Genomic DNA, 15472 nt, shown 5'->3' with positions numbered 1-15472 from the left:
CCTGCGGCCGGGCGCAGGTGCGTGTCACGGGGACGCGCAGCCGAGCGGGCCGCGCGCCTGCCTCGGTCGGTGATCCTCGCCCGAGGGACCTCCGCGCTCCGGGTCATCGCGCAGACGAGCAACGGAACGCCGGCGAGCGGTGCGTCAACGGCCTGGCGCGTGGCCCGGCGCGTGACCGCGGCGGTCGCACGGCGGGGTGATGCCGGGAGCACCACCACCCGCACTCCGTCTCCGGGCAGCTGAGTAGGCGTACTCATGCCTGGAGGGGACTCGCGAGGCAGGATCGGCCCATGCAGCCTTCCGCCTGTCCTCCCCGGCACCGCTCGGCCCAGCGACGGCCGGTCGCGCCGCGTGTACCCCCTACCTGGTACATCGCTCCCGGTGCATCGCTGGGTCTGGCGTTTCTGTGCGTCGGGTACGCCGCGGCTCAGTGGTGGAAGGCCGTCACCGGGCAAGCCGCTGTGGGTGTGCAGAACCGCCTGCTTCATGTCGTCGACACGGTGGTCTTCGTGCTCAAGGACTCGTTCGGGGACGGCAACAGCCCTCCTGAGCGTCCTCATCACACGGTGGAGGCGGCGCCGCACCACCTCGATGTGGGCCAGCCCTTGCTTCTGGCCGCCGTTCTGGCTGCCGTGGGGCTTGTCGGCCTGGCCTGCTTGGCGGCGGTGCGGCGCAGGGCCGGCTCGTAGTCGACGTCGCGTCAGAAGTCGTACGGCTTCTTTGTGTTCCAGTTCAGCACATCGGCCTCGTTCCAGCTGAACTGCGGCTTCTCGCCCTTGCTGTCGACGGAGTAGAACGGGCCGTTGTGACCGTCGGCGCCGCGCAGCGCGAGGGCGAACGACTGCGCGGTGTGGTTCTTCGAGCCGTAGTCGAAGAGGTTCACCGCGCTGTATGCCTTGGCTCCCGGCCGGAGCACGATGTGCCGGTCGCCGCCCGGGTTGTCCTTCTTCGAGTGGGGCAGTGCGGCGCTGTCGACGTCTCCCCCGAGCTTCACCGCCGGGTACGAGGTGACCCAGCACGGCGTGGAGCCCTCGTTCGTCGCGGTGACCAGCAGGTGGTCGCCCTGCTGACCGGCGAATCGGTGCACCGCGGTGACCAGCATCTCGTCTCCGCGGCACGGCCGGGCGTCACTCGTCGTGCCCTTGCTCGCGGTCTGGTCCGTCCCGCTGGAGGGCTTCGCCGAGTGCGTCTCCGCCTTGGCCTTCCCACCACTGCCGGTCTGTTCGGTGCCGCCCGTGCCGTCCCCCTGGGACGCGGGCCGGCTCTGCGCGGTGCCGGAGGTGTGGCCGCCGCCTGCCGGCTGCGAGCTGTCGTCGGCGCCCCCGCAGGCGGTCAGGCCCAGCGCCAGCGCGGCGGTGACGGCGGCCAGAGCGGCCGGACGGGCGGTACGGCGGGCACGGTGTGTGGTCATGATGAAAGCTCCCCCATGGTGTCCCGGGACGCGGCGCCCGCCCTGCTCACGCAGAGCGACCGGCCGTATCCACTGTTTCACTGCACCCCTTGAGATGACGTCAGGACGCGCACCGTTCACTCCGGTCTGTCCGCATTCGGTAACAACGCTGCGGGGGTTGCCCCCGCGCGAGGAGGCCGCGGCGACCGGTCGCGGGTGCGCGTGGCCGCGCGCACGGGTCATGTGCGGACCTTGAGTCACTTCAGTCGCTGATCGGCGGCCACTCGGCGGAGGCACCGCCGACCATCCGGTGCCGGGTGCCCTCGGTGACGGCGTGGAGCTTGTCCGGGTTGGCGACGTTGTGGATGGTCGAGATGCGGCCCTCGGCGTCGAAGTCGAAGGTCAACGTGGCGATCACCCGGTCGGGGCCGTGGAAGACCACGCCCGGGCCGCCGTTGATCGTGGTGAGTTCGGCCCGCATCTGTCCGGGCTCGACGCCCTGGTAGGTCGCCGTGCCCAGCGCGGAGAACCAACGGGCCACGGTGTCCAGGCCGATGACCGGCTTGAGGGCCTGGCGGACCTTGCCGCCGCCGTCCGTCCACAGCGTCACGTCCGGGGCGAGCAGTTCCATCAGCGTGTTGATGTCGCCGCCGGTCGCCGCGGCGAAGAACCGTTCGGTGACGTCGCGTTGGCGGGCGCGGTCCGCGGGGAAGCGCGGCCGCCGGGCCCGCACATGCTCGCGGGCGCGGTGCGCGGCCTGCCGTACCGCCGCCTCCGATCGCTCCACCGCCTCGCCGATCTCCGCGTAGCTGAAGGCGAAGACCTCCTTCAGTACGAACACCGCGCGCTCCAGGGGGCTCAGCGTCTCCAGCACGACCAGCAGGGCCGTCGAGACCGAGTCGGCCGCGGCGACGCCGTCTGCGGTGTCCGGGTCGGTGAGGACGGGCTCGGGCAGCCAGGGCCCCACATAGGTCTCGCGCTGGTGGCGGGTCGAGCGGAGCCGCTCCATCGACAGGTTGGAGATGATCCGGGTCAGGTACGACTTGGGGTCGGCGACCTGGGACCGGTCGGCCGCAGACCACTTCAGCCAGGCGTCCTGGACGACGTCCTCGGCGTCGGCGGCGGTGCCGAGGATGCGGTAGGCGACGGAGAAGAGCAGGGTGCGGTACCGCTGGAAGGCGAGCTGGTCGGCGTCGGTCTGCTGCGGCTGGGTCATGTGGCGCTCCTGGTCCGGGTGTAGCGGCCGCCGTGCGGCCAGAAGGCGCCCGAGGCGGGCATCTTCTTCATGCGGGCGAAAGTCGGCCATGGCGCCGCGCTGACCGTCTCCTTGTACCGTGCCGCCCGCTTGCCGGTCAGCACGATCCGGCGCGGGCTGTCGTCGGGGCGGGTGAACTGCACCACGGCGTCGTTCCGGCCGAGGCTGACGGGGGTGTGGTAGTAACCGAAACGGAAGGGCTTGGGGTCCTTGCCGGCCAGCACCCGCAGGATCGACAGGGCCGCGTGCACGCCGGTGGGCATGCCGCCCTGGCAGGTCCCGTGCATCACGCCGTAGCCCTGCCGGATCGCCGCCGCGTCGCCCACGGCGTAGACGTCGGGGTGGGAGACCGAGCGCAGCGCGCTGTCGGTGAGCACCCGGCCCCGCTCGTCGACGGCCAGGCCCGCGGCCGTGGCCAGCGGGGGGACGCGGGTGCCGCTGGTCCACAGCACCGCGGCCGCCGGGATGCCGGAGCCGTCCGCGAGCTCGACGCCGTCCGGCAGCACCTTGACCACCTCGACACCGCTGCGCACCCGCACACCGAGCCGGGCGAGCGCCGCGTCGAGGTGGGCCTTGGCCTTCGGGTGCATGCTCGCGCCGGGTGCCCGCCGGCCCAGCAGGACCACCTGGAGCCGCGGGTGCCGCTCGGCGATCTCCGCTGCGGCCTCGATGCCGGTGAGACCACTGCCGCAGACCACGACGGTCCCGCCGTCGAGCCCGGCCAGCCGCTCGGCGAGGAGGGCGGCGTCCTGCGGGCCGTCGAGGGTGTACGCGTGGTCGTCCGCGCCGGGGACGGTGGCGCTGTCCGCGATGCTGCCCAGGCCGTAGACCAGGGTGTCGTAGCGCAGGACACGGTCGTCGTCGATCCGGACGGTCTTCGCCCCGGCGTCCACGGCGGTGACCCAGCCGCGGACGAAGCCGGCCCCGGTGCCGTCCAGAAGTTCCGGGATGTTCAGCTGGGCCGTCTCCTGGCCGGTGGCGGTCAGGTGCAGGCGGAGCCGCTCGGTGAAGGTGTCGTAGGGGTTGACCAGCGTCACTCGCAGGTTCCCGCGCTTCCTGGTGCGGGCCGCCAGCTGGATCGTGGCGGAGAGCCCGGCGTAGCCGGCGCCCAGGACCAGGACCTCGTGTTGCCGCGTTGTCGCGTTCATCGCTCTGCTGCCTCTTTCGTGTCGGCCGTTCCCGCCTTGCGGACGACCACCGGACGCAAGCTGCCTTGCCGTTCGTGACATGGGGCCGATGTGACCCGCGTCACTTGAAGAGGAGAGGTCTGGACCGGGGGTGGCGATCACCGTCCTCGGCGCACCCCGAACGCATGGAGCAACGACGCCCCGGGCACCCGCCTGTGCAGGTCAGCCCCGCCGAGACTCTGGAGATCCGATGATCCGCAACGCCGTGACCTGTGACCGTGAGGGCTGCCTGGCCCTGTACCTGGAGCCCGAGGAGCCGGTGAACGCCCGGTTCGAGGAGCTGATCACCGAAGCCGGGTGGGTCCTCCGGCCGGCGGCCCAGGTCCTGCCCGGCCACCCGGCCGCGCCCGACGTCCTCGCACACCTCTGCCCCGCCTGCGCCGCGGGGCGCGGCCCGGTCCTCGAACGGGGAAAGTGCCCCACGTGCACCGGCCTGGCCGAAGACCTGGAGGCCGGGTCCACCTGCCACTACTGCCGCAAGGTCGTCCCCCACCTGGCCGACGAATGGTGCTGACCCGCAGACGCCGGGACACCCCCGCCGGCACCGGCCACCGTGATGCCGGCGGTGCATCCGGGGCATGCGGGGCCCTTCACCTCGGCTGCGGCGGGTGAGCCGGGGCAGTGATCCACCGGACGCTTCCCGAGAAGGGGTGCCGGTCCGACGGCCACCGGTGTCGGTCACCGAGGACCACCGCTCAGGGCCCCTAATCGTGTTGACCGCCCCCGGCAGGCAGTGCTGGAGTCGGCACGTGGACAGCATCCCCGCCAACCGGCGGCTCTGGAACCGGATCAGCAGCACCTACCAGCGCGAGCACGACCCGCAGATCGGCGCCACACCCCGGCTGTGGGGCATGTACTCCATCCCGGACGCACAGCTGCACGCCCTGGGCGACGTCACCGGCAAGCGGGTCCTCGAACTCGGCTGCGGCGCCGGCCAGTGGTCCAGGGCGCTCGCCGCCGAGGGCGCCGCCGTGGTCGGGGTGGACCTGTCCGAAGCCCAACTCGCCGCAGCGGCGGGCACGATGGGTGCGGCCCGCTACCCGCTGGTGCAGGGCGCCGCCGAACAACTCCCCTTCGCCGCCGACAGCTTCGACCTGGTGTTCTGCGACTTCGGTGGGCTCAGCTGGGCGCCCCCGCACCTGGCCGTCCCGCAGGCCGCACGCGTCCTGCGCCGGGGCGGGCGCCTGGTGTTCAACGTCGCCAGCCCATGGTTCGAGGCCTGTTACGACGAAGCCGCCGGCCGCGTGACCACGACGCTGCAACAGGACTACTTCGGGCTGGACACCATCGCCGAGGGCGACGGCGCGACCAGCTATCAGCTCACCTACGGCGACTGGGTCAGGGTCCTGCGCGGCGCGGGTCTCGTCATCGACGACCTCATCGAACCGCGGCCCGCAGTCGGAACACCCAACGGCTACAACGAGACCGACCCACCCGACTGGGCACACCGCTGGCCGGCGGAACTGCTCTGGGTGTGCCACAAACCGTAGGTTCCGCCGCGCCGGGGCGTGAAGGCGTCCCCGGTTCCGGGCGGGCAGCCGTCAGGTGTTCGACGAGGACGAACGTCACGCTGATCAGCAGGGACCAGGCGCCGAACTTGGCCAGGGGCACCGGGTGCCAGCCGCCGAGCTGCTGCGGGTAGCTCCAGGCACCCGCGTAGGTGGCCGCGTTCTCGGCGACCCACAGGAAGAAGCCGATCAGGACGAAGGAGACGGCGAGCGGCATCCGGTAGCGATGCGTGCCGACGTCGAATCCGACCCAGGTTCCGGCGGTCGCGGCGATCATCGCCACCGCGAGCGGCCAGCGCAGGTCGGGCAGCCAGTGGTGGGTGAAGAAGTTCAGGTAGACGGCCGCGGCCACCAGGGTGGTGGCCGCCGCGCGGTAGCGGGTGTACCGCAGCCGCATCAGGCGCCGGGCCCGGCACACATAGCCGGCGACCGCCGCGTACATGAAACCGCCGTACAGCGGGACTCCCGCGATCTTGGTGAGGGCGTCCTCCGGGTAACTCCATGAGCCCAGGCGCACCTTGACCAGTTCGAACAGCAGGCCCACCGCGTGGCACACGACGATGACGGCGGTGTCCCGCCGGGTCTCCCAGCCCACCCTTCGGGCGACGACGGTGAGCAGCACACCGTAGATCAGGATCAGGTCGTAGCGGGCCACGGGCAGCGGCGGCAGCAGCCGGGCGGCCCCGATCCCGGCCAGCAGCGCCACGGCGAAGGCGCAGGCCCGGGCCTGGACCACCCCGAACCGGACCAGTTGGCGGAGCCCGTGCCGCAGCCCCCTGGTGATGGACCTCTCCTCGCGGTGCATGCCCCCTCCTCCGCTCGACGGCGAGGTCACGATCCTAGGGGCATATTTGAACGTGTTCAAAGATCGGGCCTTCACGGTGACCACCGCGCTGTACGTCGCTGTACGTCCGCCGAAGCGATGACCGGCCCACAACGCGCCTTTACGGCGCCGTGGGCGCGCTCGGTGCCCTGGTCCTGTCCTTGGCCTCGACGGCCACCGGGATCGGTTGAGAGCCGGTGACCGCTGAGGACCGGCCGCTGCTCGTCGCGGCCTACGGGTAATCCTTCGTTCCTCCGACGGCCGGTGTGGTGAGATCACCGCATGGTCTCCTCTTCCACGCCCAGGACCGGCCGCATGAGGATCGGCGCTGGTCCCGCCGGCTCGCTCTTCGACGCGCTTCGGGCGGACGCCCTCACCGGTCCGGAGCAGTTGCGTGAGCTCTACCCGCCGCCGAACCCGCACGCGCTCCGCAAGGAGAGCGACCACCTGACGGCGGAGACACGGGCGTTGATCGGCTGTTCGTCGCTGGTGTTCATCGGCAGCGCGGACGCCGAGGGCCGGGCGGATGTGACGCCGCGGGGCGGGCCGGCCGGGTTCGTCTCGGTGCTGGACGAGCGGACCTTGGTGGTCCCCGACGCGACCGGCAACAAGCGGCTCGACACCATGCACAACGTGCTGGAGACCGGCCGTGCAGGGCTGCTCTTCCTCATCCCCGGCCGTCCGACGACGCTGCGCGTCAACGGCCGCGCCTGCGTCTCGGCCCGCCCGGAACTGCTCGCCCGGCTCACTGCCGTCGGCAGGCCGCCGGTCACCGCGCTCGTGGTGCAGGTGGAGCAGGTCTATCCGCACTGCCCGAAGTCGCTGATGCGGGCCGACGCCTGGCAGCCGGAGCGGTGGGTGCCGGCCGATGCCCAGCCGACCAGCGCCGAGGTGACGCTGGCCCAACTGGACGTGCCGGGTCTGACCGTCGAGCAGATCGAGGAGGCCGAACGGGAGTCACTCCGCCTGCGTTACGAGTGAATGCGGACCGAGCCCTCTTCGCAGGGGTACGCCGCTCACGGCGAGGGGCGCCCCGGAGACAGGGCGCTACAGCCCCGAGCGCCCTCGGGTTTCTCGGCCGCGTCGAGCCCGCACCAGCGACAGCCGCCTCATGTGGGGACGCCGGGCAGGGCCCCCTCTTCGGTCGCCGCTGGTGCGGGTTGTTCACTCCGCCGGGTGGAGTTCCGCGTACAGCATGTCGATCAGTTCGCTCGCTTCGCGGGCGTGGGGGTCGTGCGGGATCTCGTAGTAGCCGCCCGGGGTGGCGATCACGTCGCGAGCCGACTCGTCGTGCGGGTGCTGCGCTTCACCGTGCTCGTGCGGTTCGCGGGCATCGGGGGTCTGCCACCACCACACCCTGTCCCGGATCTCGTCCTTCGACAGCGGTCCGGACAGGATGATGTCCCGCCCCTGCACCTTCCCTGTGATCCTGATGGCGTCGGCGTCCGTGGCCATGCGCAGGTTCCCCCTTCCCGTACGCAGGGTGTGCCCCTGCCCCAGCACTCCTTCCACGATCCGCACCCGTCAATCCCCGAGGGGGCCGCAGCGCGCCCGGCCCGCCGCCGCGGCCACCGTCAGAGGCACGGTCAGGAGCGCCGCCAGCCAGAACACAGGGCGGTAGCCGTGCTCCTGCACGGCGGAGGCCGCCAGCTCTGTGGCCACGGCGCTGCCCAGGTAGAGGGCAACGCCGAACATGGCCACGCCGGTCGCGCGGGCCGTGGGGGACACGGCCGTCGCCCAGGACTGGATCGTGGAGTGCATGAAGGACCAGCCGCCCCCGAGGAGCAGGGCGACCAGGACGAGCGCCCCGGTGGACTGGCTGCAGCCGGCGAGCAGGTACGCCAGAGCCATCTGCACCCCGCCGGCCACGATCAGGCCCACCGGGGACCATTGCCCGACGAGCCGTTTGACGACCTGCGCCGCGGCCATGGAACCGACCCCGTACAGAGCCGCGACCGCGCCGGCCGCGGTGGTGGGAACTCCGTGCGCCTCCAGCGCCGGGGCCAGATAGGTCAGGAAGCCCAGGAGCACCGCTCCCTCCAGCATCGCCACCGCCATGACGTACCACTGCCGGCGTGAGGTCAGGACCACGCGGAAGGGCGCCAGCAGTGATCCGGGGCGGCCCCGCTCGGGCTCGGGCAGACGACGCAGAGCCACCGTCAGGTACGCGGCGAGGACACCGGGCAGCGCGAACACCAGCCGCCACGTGAGGTAGTGCGCCAGCGCTCCCGCTACGACCGTGGCCACGGCGGTGCCGAGCGCGAACGCGGTCATCAGCTCACTGAGGGGCCGCTGCCGTGTCGCGGCGGGCACCGTGTCGCCGACGTACGTGAGCGAGGCGGCGATGGACGCGGCGAAGAACGCGCCGGCCAGGGCGCGGGCCCCGATCAGCACGGAAGCGTCGGGAGCGAGGGCGGAGGCGAAGGCGGCCAGGGCCGCACCGGTCAGCGACACCCGCATCACCCGCACCCGGCCCCAACGGTCGCCGGCCACGCCCCATACCGGCTGCATCAGCCCGTAGGCGAGGTAGTAGCCGCTCGCGGCCGGCACCACGGCGGGAAGCGCGACCCCGAGCCCAGGGCCGATGAGAACCAGCATGGGCGCGATGCAGAAGCGGTCGAAGTTGCTGACGAATCCAGCGGTGCGCAACAACCGCAGGGAGGACGCGGGCAAGGCCGCCACTGGTGTCGGCGCGGTGCTGGTCACGGGTGGACGCTCCCTTCCAGAGGGTACGACGGGGGAACAGACGACAGAGGACCGCTCCTGGGCGGACTCGGTCCGACCCCAGTCCAGCACCGGGCCCCGCGGCGCGGAGAGCGCCGGCTATTACGATCACTCACAGCCTGCTGGTCCGGCGTCGCGCCTGGTTGCGGCAGCATCACAAGGGGGCGTACGTGTTCAGGCCGACGCCCGCTGTCCGGAGGAGAGGCACGATGACGCGCGGCGGGCTGTGGCCCCTGGACCCCTGCAACTCGGCCCCGGCGGCACGCGTTTCCCCGGCGGCCCCGGCCGGCGGCAGGTGTGGTGGCCGGTGAGCGCCGCGCTCACGCCCTCGGGCGAGTCCCCCCGCCGTGAACTGGGCGCCTTCCTGCGGTCCCGCCGTGACCGGCTGACGCCGGGAGACCTGGGCCTGCCGCAGACCCGCGGCCGCCGGACCCCGGGGCTGCGGCGGGCGGAGGTCGCGGAACTCGCCGGCATCAGCGTCTCCTGGTACACGTGGCTGGAACAGGGCCGGGTGCGCACCTCGGAGCAGGTGCTGCGCGCGGTGTCGCGGGCGCTGCGACTGGACGCCGCCGAAACCGCGCACGTCCTGTCGTTCGTGGAGGAGAGCAGGCCACCCGTCGACGCACCCACCTGGGTGTCACGCAACCTGCTCAGCCTGGTGCAGGCCATGGCACCCCACCCGGCCGTGGTCCTCGACCCGCACTGGGACCTGCTGGCGTGGAACGCCGGGTACGCCGCCCTGCTGACCGATCCGGCGCGGCTGCACCCCAAGCAGCGCAACCTCCTCTGGCTGGTGTTCCGCTGGCCGCCGGCGCGCGCCCTGCTCGCCGACTGGGAACACGAGGCGCGCGCCCTGCTCGGCCAGTTCCGCTCACGGGCCGCTCGCCGGCCGAACGATCCGCGGTTCGCCGAACTCATCGGCGAGCTGCTGTCGGACCGTGACGCGGCCCGCTGGTACGAGCGCCGGGAGACGGCCGGGTTCCAGCCCTCGGTCCGCCGGTTCCGGCATCCGGCCGTGGGCGAGCTGCGCCTTCGGTACGTGAAGCTGGCCGCCGTGGACGAGCCCGGTCACCACTTCCTGGCCTACTTGCCCGACGACCGGGACGCCGAGGACGCCCTGCGCCGCCTGCAGCCGAACGGGTGAGGCCGGGGGGACCCTCGTCGGAGGCTCAGCTGCGGGAGCGTCGCACCACCGTGCCCGTCCGGGTGCGGCGGTCGTCGCGGTCTCGGAGGTGGCACCTGGCGGAGCGCACCGCGCTATTCGGGTGGAACTGCCCTGACGCGTCCCCGTGGGGCATGCGGCAACCGGCCGGGCGTCTTTCACTGGAAGCCGTACCACCGGTCCAGCACGGGAGAAGATGTGGGAGCTCGCCTGAGGAAGAGGAGCGTACGCCGCACCGCGGCTGTGCTGCTCATGACCTGCGCCGTGGCCGGCCTGACCAGCTGCTCCGATGACTCGGGAGCACCGTCGACGGGCAGCAGCAAGGCGGCCTCGGCCGCCTCGTCGGCGGCGTCCGCGGCCTCCTCCGCCGTGGCCTCCCTGGCCTCCGAGGGCGCCTCCGCACTCGCCTCGGCCTCGGCCGAGGCCGGACGGCGACTGGACGAGGTGAAGGGCGGGATCGACGCCAGGAACGAGGTACGCCTCGGCACGCCGGCACCTGCCGACGACGGTCGCGTCACCGTTGCTGTCACCGTGCACAACACCGCCGACTCGACGAAGTCGTTCGTGGTGCAGGTGAACCTGCGCGACCAGGCGGGCAATCTCCTGGACACCACCCTGGTCACGGTCGGCGGCGTCGGCGCCGGCAAGGAGGGCACCGCCACCGCCCGCAGCAACCGCAAGCTCTCCGGCACCGTCAGGGCCGAAGTCGCCAGGGCCCTGCGGTACTAGGTGATCGCCCTGTCCCCGCGGCGATTCTTCCGGGAGGGTACGACGAGGGGGCGGCGGTCCGCCGGGCGGAGACGGCCTACGGGCGGCGGGCCAGCAAGTGGGCGTCCAGGAAGCCTCGTTCGGTGTCCGGGTCGTGGATGAGCCGGGCGAACGTGACGAGTCCGGCGCCGGCCAGCAGGTCGGCGAACCGGTCCGCCGGCCAGCTGTAGGCGGGCGTCACCTTGTGGTCGAAGCGGACCGGCTCCGGCCCGTCGGTCGCGAAGAACGAGGCCAGCAGCAGTCCCCCGGGAGCCAGGACACGTACCTGCTCGGCCAGCAGGGCGGGCAGTTCCCCGGGCGGGGTATGGATCATCGAGTAGTGGGCCAGGACGCCGCCGAGCGCGCCGTCCTCGACCGGGAGGGCCTCCATCCGCGCCTCCTCGAACCGCAGCTCCGGGTGGGCGCGCCGGGCGTGCTCGACCATGCCCGGGGAGAGGTCCAGCCCGAACGCGTCCAGCCCCAGCTCGTGCAGCATGGCCGTCAGATGTCCCGGCCCGCACCCGACGTCGGCTGCCCGCGGATTTCCCGTCCCGCGCACCAGCTCGGCGAAGGTGCCGATCATGTTCCGCGAGAACGGGTGGGTCTCCAGCCGATCGGCGAACTTCGACGCGTACAGCTCGACGACCCCGTCGTAGGCCGTCCTGGTCTGCTCCTGGTGCTCCGTCACGGGAAGGGAAGGTAACACCCGGCCCGGTGCCCGCGAATCGGACCGTGCCGCGAGGTGACGGAGATTCACGCGTGGTCCAGTCCGCCGGCAGGTGCCCTGTCCTGGGGAGAGGGCAGCCCAAGGGCCCAGATTGGTCTAGTCCCATTTTGGTCCAGACCATTGACCCGGCTCCTTGCGCGGCGATATCCCGGTACCCGGCAACTCCCCGACGTCACGGGGACGTTGGCCCCATCCCTCCACACACCGGGACTGACATGAGACTCGTGCGATCCGCCCGCGCAGCCCTCACCGCCGCCGTCACCCTCGCGGCCGCGACAGGCCTCGCCCTCACCGGGACCGGCACCGCCCAGGCCGCCACTCCCCTGCCGAACCACGTCTTCGCCCCCTACTTCGAAGCCTGGACCGGCGAGAGCCCCGCCGCCCTGTCCGCCCAGTCCGGCGCCAAGCACCTGACGATGGCGTTCCTGCAGACCGCCTCCAAGGGCTCCTGCACGCCCTACTGGAACGGCGACACGAGCATGCCGATCGCCGCCTCGACCTTCGGCGCCGACATCAGGACGATCCAGGCGAGCGGCGGTGACGTCATCCCCTCGTTCGGGGGTTACACGGCCGACACCACCGGCACCGAGATCGCCGACAGCTGCACCGACGTCCAGCAGATCGCCGCCGCCTACGAGAAGGTCATCACCACCTACGACATCTCGCGGCTCGACATGGACATCGAGGTCGACTCGCTCGACAACACCGCCGCCATCGACCGCCGCAACAAGGCCATCAAACTGGTCGAGGACTGGGCGGCGGCCAACGGGCGCAAGGTCGAGATCTCCTACACCCTCCCGACCACCACGCACGGCCTCGGGGACACCGGCGAGGCCCTGCTGCGCAACGCGGTGAGCAACGGCACCCGGGTCGACGTCGTGAACCTCATGACCTTCGACTACTACGACAACCAGGCCCACGACATGGCGAAGGACACCCAGACCGCCGCCCAGGGCCTGTACGACCTGCTCGCTCAGCTGTACCCGGGCAAGAGCCCGGCCCAGGTGTGGAACATGGTCGGCGTCACGGAGATGCCCGGCGTCGACGACTTCGGCACGGCGGAGACCTTCACCCTGGCCAACGCCCGGACGGTGTACGACTGGGCCGTGTCCAAGGGCATCAACACCCTGTCGTTCTGGGCGCTGCAGCGGGACAACGGCAGCTGCGCGGGAGGCGCTGCCGCGGACAACTGCTCGGGCATCCAGCAGAACACCTGGGACTTCACGCACGTCTTCGCGCCGTTCACCGGCGGCACCACCACCCCCACGAACGACTTCTCCGTCGCGCTGAGCCCGGCCTCCGGATCCGTGACCGCCGGCCAGTCCGTCACGGCCACCGTGAAGACGGCCGTCACGGCGGGCGCCGCCCAGAGCGTGAGACTCGGCGTCACCGGGGCCCCGGCAGGTGTCACCGCCTCCCTCAGCCCGTCGACGGTCACCGCAGGCGGTACCTCCACGCTCACCCTGGCCACCGGTTCCGCCGCGCCCTCCGGCACCTACACGGTCACCGTGACCGGCACCGGCACCTCCGGCAGCCACTCGGCGACCTACGCGCTGACCATCACCGGCGGCTCCGGCAGCCAGTGCACGGACGCCCCCTGGGCCCGGGACAAGGTGTACACCGGCGGCCAGCGGGTGTCGTACAAGGGCCACTCCTGGAAGGCCAAGTGGTGGACGACGGGCGAGGAGCCCGGCACCACCGGCGAGTGGGGCGTCTGGCAGGACCTCGGCGCCTGCTGAACCGCCGCCCCTCACCTGCCCGGGCCGCCACGGCCCCGCAGGAGGCCCCGGACAAGGCATCGGAAACGAGTCTCGTCCGCCAGGGTCCCCTGCGGGGTCGCCCCGCGTTCCGCCGGCCGAACCTGGGCCGCCGGCGTGCGTGACCGGTCAGCCGGCCGACGCGTGCTCTGCCCGGCCGCGCTGAGCTTCGTGGCCGGCCTGTCCGCTGCCCTCGTTCGCGGGGCCGGGGGTGGCGTGTCCCAGGCCGCGGCGGATCGCGATCTCCACGGGTGAGTACGCGCCGTCGGCCCGGTCCAGTGCGTACGGCGCGGACGGCAGCAGCGGCGGCTGGGCCATGAAGCGCGGCCGCACGCCGTGGTGCGGTTGTGCCGCGTGGACCAGGAACGGATGGCACAGAAAGACGTCCCCCGGGGAACCGGTGGCGAGAGCGAGCGGCCGGTGGGCGGACGCCGCTGCGAGGTCCGGCGCGAGGTCCAGGACGCTCGCGCCCTCCTCCCCGTACGGCTCCAGCACCTTCGGCACGTCGAGGTGGGAGCCGACCCGGATCCGCGTCGGAGCGTCCTCCTCCCCCACCTCGCTGAACAGGAACAGCATCAGCAGGGCCCGGCCGCGTGAGCGGAGGTTGGTGAAGGGCCAGGTCTCGCCGTCCACCGCATAGCTGCCCTCGATGTGCCAGCCCGCGTCGTCGGGCTCCTCCGCGTGCGGGAAGCGCAGCGGGAAGGTGCCGAGCGAGTAGCGCGGCTCCCAGCGCCCGGCGCCGGCCAGCAGGTCGTACGCCCGGTGCAGGGCCGGGGAGTTGGGTGCGGCGGCGAACGGCCCCTGTGCCATCCCGCCGACCCAGTGCACGGGCCGCGTCCATGTCCGCGGGTCGTCCGGGTCGCAGCCCGTCTCCTGCCACAGCAGCCGCGCGCAGCTCGCCGCCACGCGGGGCGCGACGGCGCCCTCCAGCTTCACGAAGCCGTCGCGGAGGAAGCGGGATACCAAGGTCGTGTCGTCCATGCGTCCATCGTGCGGTGCCGCCCCTGACCGCCACCCGACACTTGCCGCACCGCTTTTCTCGGGTGCGGCATGCGGGACACCACCTGATTGAATCGTCGGTCGGATCTTGGAGGCGACGGTGCTGGAGCGGTTGAATCAGGTCATGGAGGACATCGAGCGGCGGCTCGACGGCTCCATCGACGCGGGCGAGCTGGCGCGGGCCGCCGCCACCTCGGAATACCACCTGCGGCGCATGTTCTCGGCGCTCGCGGGGATGCCGCTGTCCGAGTACATCAGGCGCCGGCGGCTGACCGTCGCGGGCGCGGAGGTACTGGCCGGGGAGCGAACGCTGCTGGAGATCGCGGTGCGGTACGGATACGGCTCGGGCGAGGCGTTCGCACGGGCCTTCCGCGGCGTGCACGGCGTCGGACCCGGCGAGGCGCGGCGCACCGGTGCCGCGCTCAGCTCCCAGCCCCGCATGTCGTTCCGCCTCGTCGTCGACGGGAGCAGCAGCATGCGCTACCGCCTCGTGCACAAGCCGGAGTTCACCGTCGTCGGGGCGAAGGCCCGGGTGCCGCTGGTGCATTCGGGGCCGAACCGGGCGATCATCGATTTCGTCCGCGGGATCGGCCGGCAGGTGGGGGAGACTCTGGAGAAGCTGTCCGACCAGGAGCCGCACGGCATCCTCGCGGTCTGCGACGACCTCGATCCCAGCAGGACGGAGGGCGCCGAACTCGACTACTACCACGGGGTCGTCACCTCGGCCGCAGCTCCGCAGGGCATGGCCACGCTGCCCGTGCCGGCCGGGACATGGGCGGTCTTCACCACCTCGGGGCCGGCCCCGGAGGCGATCCAGGCGCTGTGGCGGGACGTGTTCACCGAGTGGTTCCCGTCGAACCCGTACCGGAGCCGCCCCGGGCCGGAGATCCTGCGTCTGCGGATGTCGGCGGACGGCAAGGCGGCGGACGCGGAGCTGTGGCTGCCGGTGGAACAGCAGCCGGTTCAGTGACGCGATGCCGTGACGCCGCGCGTACGGCTCGCAAGGCCGCCGAGGCGGCCCACGGCCCTTCGTCACACCGGCCACGCGCCGAGGAACCCCGGCAGACGTACTGGGACGTTCCACCGCTGCGGCCCTTCCGATCCTGCTAGCTTGGGCCCGCCACGATCATGGCTCGGGGGGTCATCGACGCGGGGCCGGGGACGAGGGCCGTGGGGACGGCCGGACCGGGCTG

Annotated in this window: 16 protein-coding genes; 8 read left to right on the top strand and 8 right to left on the bottom strand. The window is 72.2% G+C overall.

Annotation, left to right across the window (positions count from 1 at the left end; translation table 11 throughout):
• The first annotated feature begins 290 nt into the window (after nucleotides 1-290).
• The gene (locus AB0E88_RS01120; protein WP_361621699.1) at nucleotides 291-689 is read left to right on the top strand and encodes a hypothetical protein; all 399 of its coding nucleotides are present in this window, start codon (nucleotides 291-293) and stop codon (nucleotides 687-689) included.
• 11 nt (nucleotides 690-700) lie between these two features.
• Here the strand turns inward: AB0E88_RS01120 and AB0E88_RS01115 are convergent, their stop codons facing one another.
• From AB0E88_RS01115 to AB0E88_RS01105, 3 genes are all read right to left on the bottom strand, one after another.
• Nucleotides 701-1411 (bottom strand): DUF4232 domain-containing protein, encoded by a 711-nt coding sequence (locus tag AB0E88_RS01115; RefSeq protein WP_361621696.1) that lies wholly within the window; start codon nucleotides 1409-1411, stop codon nucleotides 701-703.
• 241 nt (nucleotides 1412-1652) lie between these two features.
• Complete coding sequence (locus AB0E88_RS01110) at nucleotides 1653-2606, bottom strand: RNA polymerase sigma-70 factor (protein ID WP_361621693.1); 954 nt, start codon at nucleotides 2604-2606, stop codon at nucleotides 1653-1655.
• Nucleotides 2603-3793 carry an FAD-dependent oxidoreductase gene (locus AB0E88_RS01105; RefSeq protein ID WP_361621690.1) on the bottom strand — a complete coding sequence of 397 codons (1191 nt, stop codon included), beginning with the start codon at nucleotides 3791-3793 and terminating at the stop codon, nucleotides 2603-2605. Before AB0E88_RS01105 ends, AB0E88_RS01110 begins: the two co-directional genes overlap by 4 nt.
• Before the next feature lie 229 nt (nucleotides 3794-4022).
• Here AB0E88_RS01105 and AB0E88_RS01100 point away from each other — a divergent pair, with 229 nt between their 5' ends.
• Both AB0E88_RS01100 and AB0E88_RS01095 read left to right on the top strand, forming a co-directional pair.
• On the top strand, nucleotides 4023-4346 hold the full coding sequence (locus AB0E88_RS01100) for a hypothetical protein (RefSeq protein WP_361621687.1): 324 nt from the start codon (nucleotides 4023-4025) through the stop codon (nucleotides 4344-4346).
• 235 nt (nucleotides 4347-4581) lie between these two features.
• Entirely contained in the window at nucleotides 4582-5322 is a 741-nt protein-coding gene (locus tag AB0E88_RS01095) for a class I SAM-dependent methyltransferase (protein WP_361621684.1), read from the top strand.
• Here the strand turns inward: AB0E88_RS01095 and AB0E88_RS01090 are convergent.
• Nucleotides 5210-6145 carry a DUF817 domain-containing protein gene (locus AB0E88_RS01090; protein WP_361621681.1) on the bottom strand — a complete coding sequence of 312 codons (936 nt, stop codon included), beginning with the start codon at nucleotides 6143-6145 and terminating at the stop codon, nucleotides 5210-5212. The two genes, AB0E88_RS01095 and AB0E88_RS01090, sit on opposite strands and share 113 nt — an antisense overlap.
• Nucleotides 6146-6478: 333 nt before the next feature.
• Here AB0E88_RS01090 and AB0E88_RS01085 point away from each other — a divergent pair, with 333 nt between their 5' ends.
• Nucleotides 6479-7144, top strand: a complete 666-nt coding sequence (locus AB0E88_RS01085; protein ID WP_361621678.1) for an MSMEG_1061 family FMN-dependent PPOX-type flavoprotein — start codon at nucleotides 6479-6481, stop codon at nucleotides 7142-7144.
• A gap of 183 nt (nucleotides 7145-7327) precedes the next feature.
• Here the strand turns inward: AB0E88_RS01085 and AB0E88_RS01080 are convergent, their stop codons facing one another.
• Together AB0E88_RS01080 and AB0E88_RS01075 are read right to left on the bottom strand one after the other, a co-directional pair.
• A complete protein-coding gene (locus AB0E88_RS01080; protein WP_361621675.1) occupies nucleotides 7328-7618 on the bottom strand; it encodes a hypothetical protein in 291 nt (96 codons plus the stop codon).
• A 69-nt stretch (nucleotides 7619-7687) separates the two neighbouring features.
• Nucleotides 7688-8869 carry an MFS transporter gene (locus AB0E88_RS01075; RefSeq protein ID WP_361621672.1) on the bottom strand — a complete coding sequence of 394 codons (1182 nt, stop codon included), beginning with the start codon at nucleotides 8867-8869 and terminating at the stop codon, nucleotides 7688-7690.
• Between the two features lie 244 nt (nucleotides 8870-9113).
• Here AB0E88_RS01075 and AB0E88_RS01070 point away from each other — a divergent pair, with 244 nt between their 5' ends.
• Nucleotides 9114-10031 carry a helix-turn-helix transcriptional regulator gene (locus tag AB0E88_RS01070; RefSeq protein ID WP_361621669.1) on the top strand — a complete coding sequence of 306 codons (918 nt, stop codon included), beginning with the start codon at nucleotides 9114-9116 and terminating at the stop codon, nucleotides 10029-10031.
• A 216-nt stretch (nucleotides 10032-10247) separates the two neighbouring features.
• Nucleotides 10248-10778: an FxLYD domain-containing protein gene (locus AB0E88_RS01065; RefSeq protein ID WP_361621666.1), complete on the top strand. Its 531-nt coding sequence runs from the start codon at nucleotides 10248-10250 to the stop codon at nucleotides 10776-10778.
• Nucleotides 10779-10854: 76 nt separating this feature from the next.
• Here AB0E88_RS01065 and AB0E88_RS01060 read toward each other — a convergent pair whose 3' ends face one another.
• Nucleotides 10855-11484, bottom strand: a complete 630-nt coding sequence (locus AB0E88_RS01060) for a class I SAM-dependent methyltransferase (RefSeq protein ID WP_361621663.1) — start codon at nucleotides 11482-11484, stop codon at nucleotides 10855-10857.
• 254 nt (nucleotides 11485-11738) lie between these two features.
• Between AB0E88_RS01060 and AB0E88_RS01055 the strand changes: the two genes are divergently transcribed.
• Nucleotides 11739-13262 carry a chitinase gene (locus tag AB0E88_RS01055; RefSeq protein ID WP_361621660.1) on the top strand — a complete coding sequence of 508 codons (1524 nt, stop codon included), beginning with the start codon at nucleotides 11739-11741 and terminating at the stop codon, nucleotides 13260-13262.
• Nucleotides 13263-13409: 147 nt separating this feature from the next.
• Here the strand turns inward: AB0E88_RS01055 and AB0E88_RS01050 are convergent, their stop codons facing one another.
• The gene (locus AB0E88_RS01050; RefSeq protein WP_361621657.1) at nucleotides 13410-14261 is read right to left on the bottom strand and encodes a phytanoyl-CoA dioxygenase family protein; all 852 of its coding nucleotides are present in this window, start codon (nucleotides 14259-14261) and stop codon (nucleotides 13410-13412) included.
• A 118-nt stretch (nucleotides 14262-14379) separates the two neighbouring features.
• Between AB0E88_RS01050 and AB0E88_RS01045 the strand changes: the two genes are divergently transcribed.
• Nucleotides 14380-15249: an AraC family transcriptional regulator gene (locus AB0E88_RS01045; protein ID WP_361622290.1), complete on the top strand. Its 870-nt coding sequence runs from the start codon at nucleotides 14380-14382 to the stop codon at nucleotides 15247-15249.
• The last annotated feature ends 223 nt before the right edge of the window (nucleotides 15250-15472 follow it).

This window comes from Streptomyces sp. NPDC028635 (assembly GCF_040637635.1).
Classification (GTDB): domain Bacteria; phylum Actinomycetota; class Actinomycetes; order Streptomycetales; family Streptomycetaceae; genus Streptomyces.
This window is presented reverse-complemented; position numbering and strand designations above follow the sequence as displayed.

Excerpts from the sequence above, each read along its gene's own strand:
- AB0E88_RS01120 (WP_361621699.1), top strand. The coding sequence starts at position 291 with ATGCAGCCTTCCGCCTGTCCTCCCCGGCACCGCTCGGCCCAGCGACGG.
- AB0E88_RS01115 (WP_361621696.1), bottom strand. The coding sequence starts at position 1,411 with ATGACCACACACCGTGCCCGCCGTACCGCCCGTCCGGCCGCTCTGGCC.
- AB0E88_RS01110 (WP_361621693.1), bottom strand. The coding sequence starts at position 2,606 with ATGACCCAGCCGCAGCAGACCGACGCCGACCAGCTCGCCTTCCAGCGG.
- AB0E88_RS01105 (WP_361621690.1), bottom strand. The coding sequence starts at position 3,793 with ATGAACGCGACAACGCGGCAACACGAGGTCCTGGTCCTGGGCGCCGGC.
- AB0E88_RS01100 (WP_361621687.1), top strand. The coding sequence starts at position 4,023 with ATGATCCGCAACGCCGTGACCTGTGACCGTGAGGGCTGCCTGGCCCTG.
- AB0E88_RS01090 (WP_361621681.1), bottom strand. The coding sequence starts at position 6,145 with ATGCACCGCGAGGAGAGGTCCATCACCAGGGGGCTGCGGCACGGGCTC.
- AB0E88_RS01085 (WP_361621678.1), top strand. The coding sequence starts at position 6,479 with ATGAGGATCGGCGCTGGTCCCGCCGGCTCGCTCTTCGACGCGCTTCGG.
- AB0E88_RS01080 (WP_361621675.1), bottom strand. The coding sequence starts at position 7,618 with ATGGCCACGGACGCCGACGCCATCAGGATCACAGGGAAGGTGCAGGGG.
- AB0E88_RS01055 (WP_361621660.1), top strand. The coding sequence starts at position 11,739 with ATGAGACTCGTGCGATCCGCCCGCGCAGCCCTCACCGCCGCCGTCACC.
- AB0E88_RS01050 (WP_361621657.1), bottom strand. The coding sequence starts at position 14,261 with ATGGACGACACGACCTTGGTATCCCGCTTCCTCCGCGACGGCTTCGTG.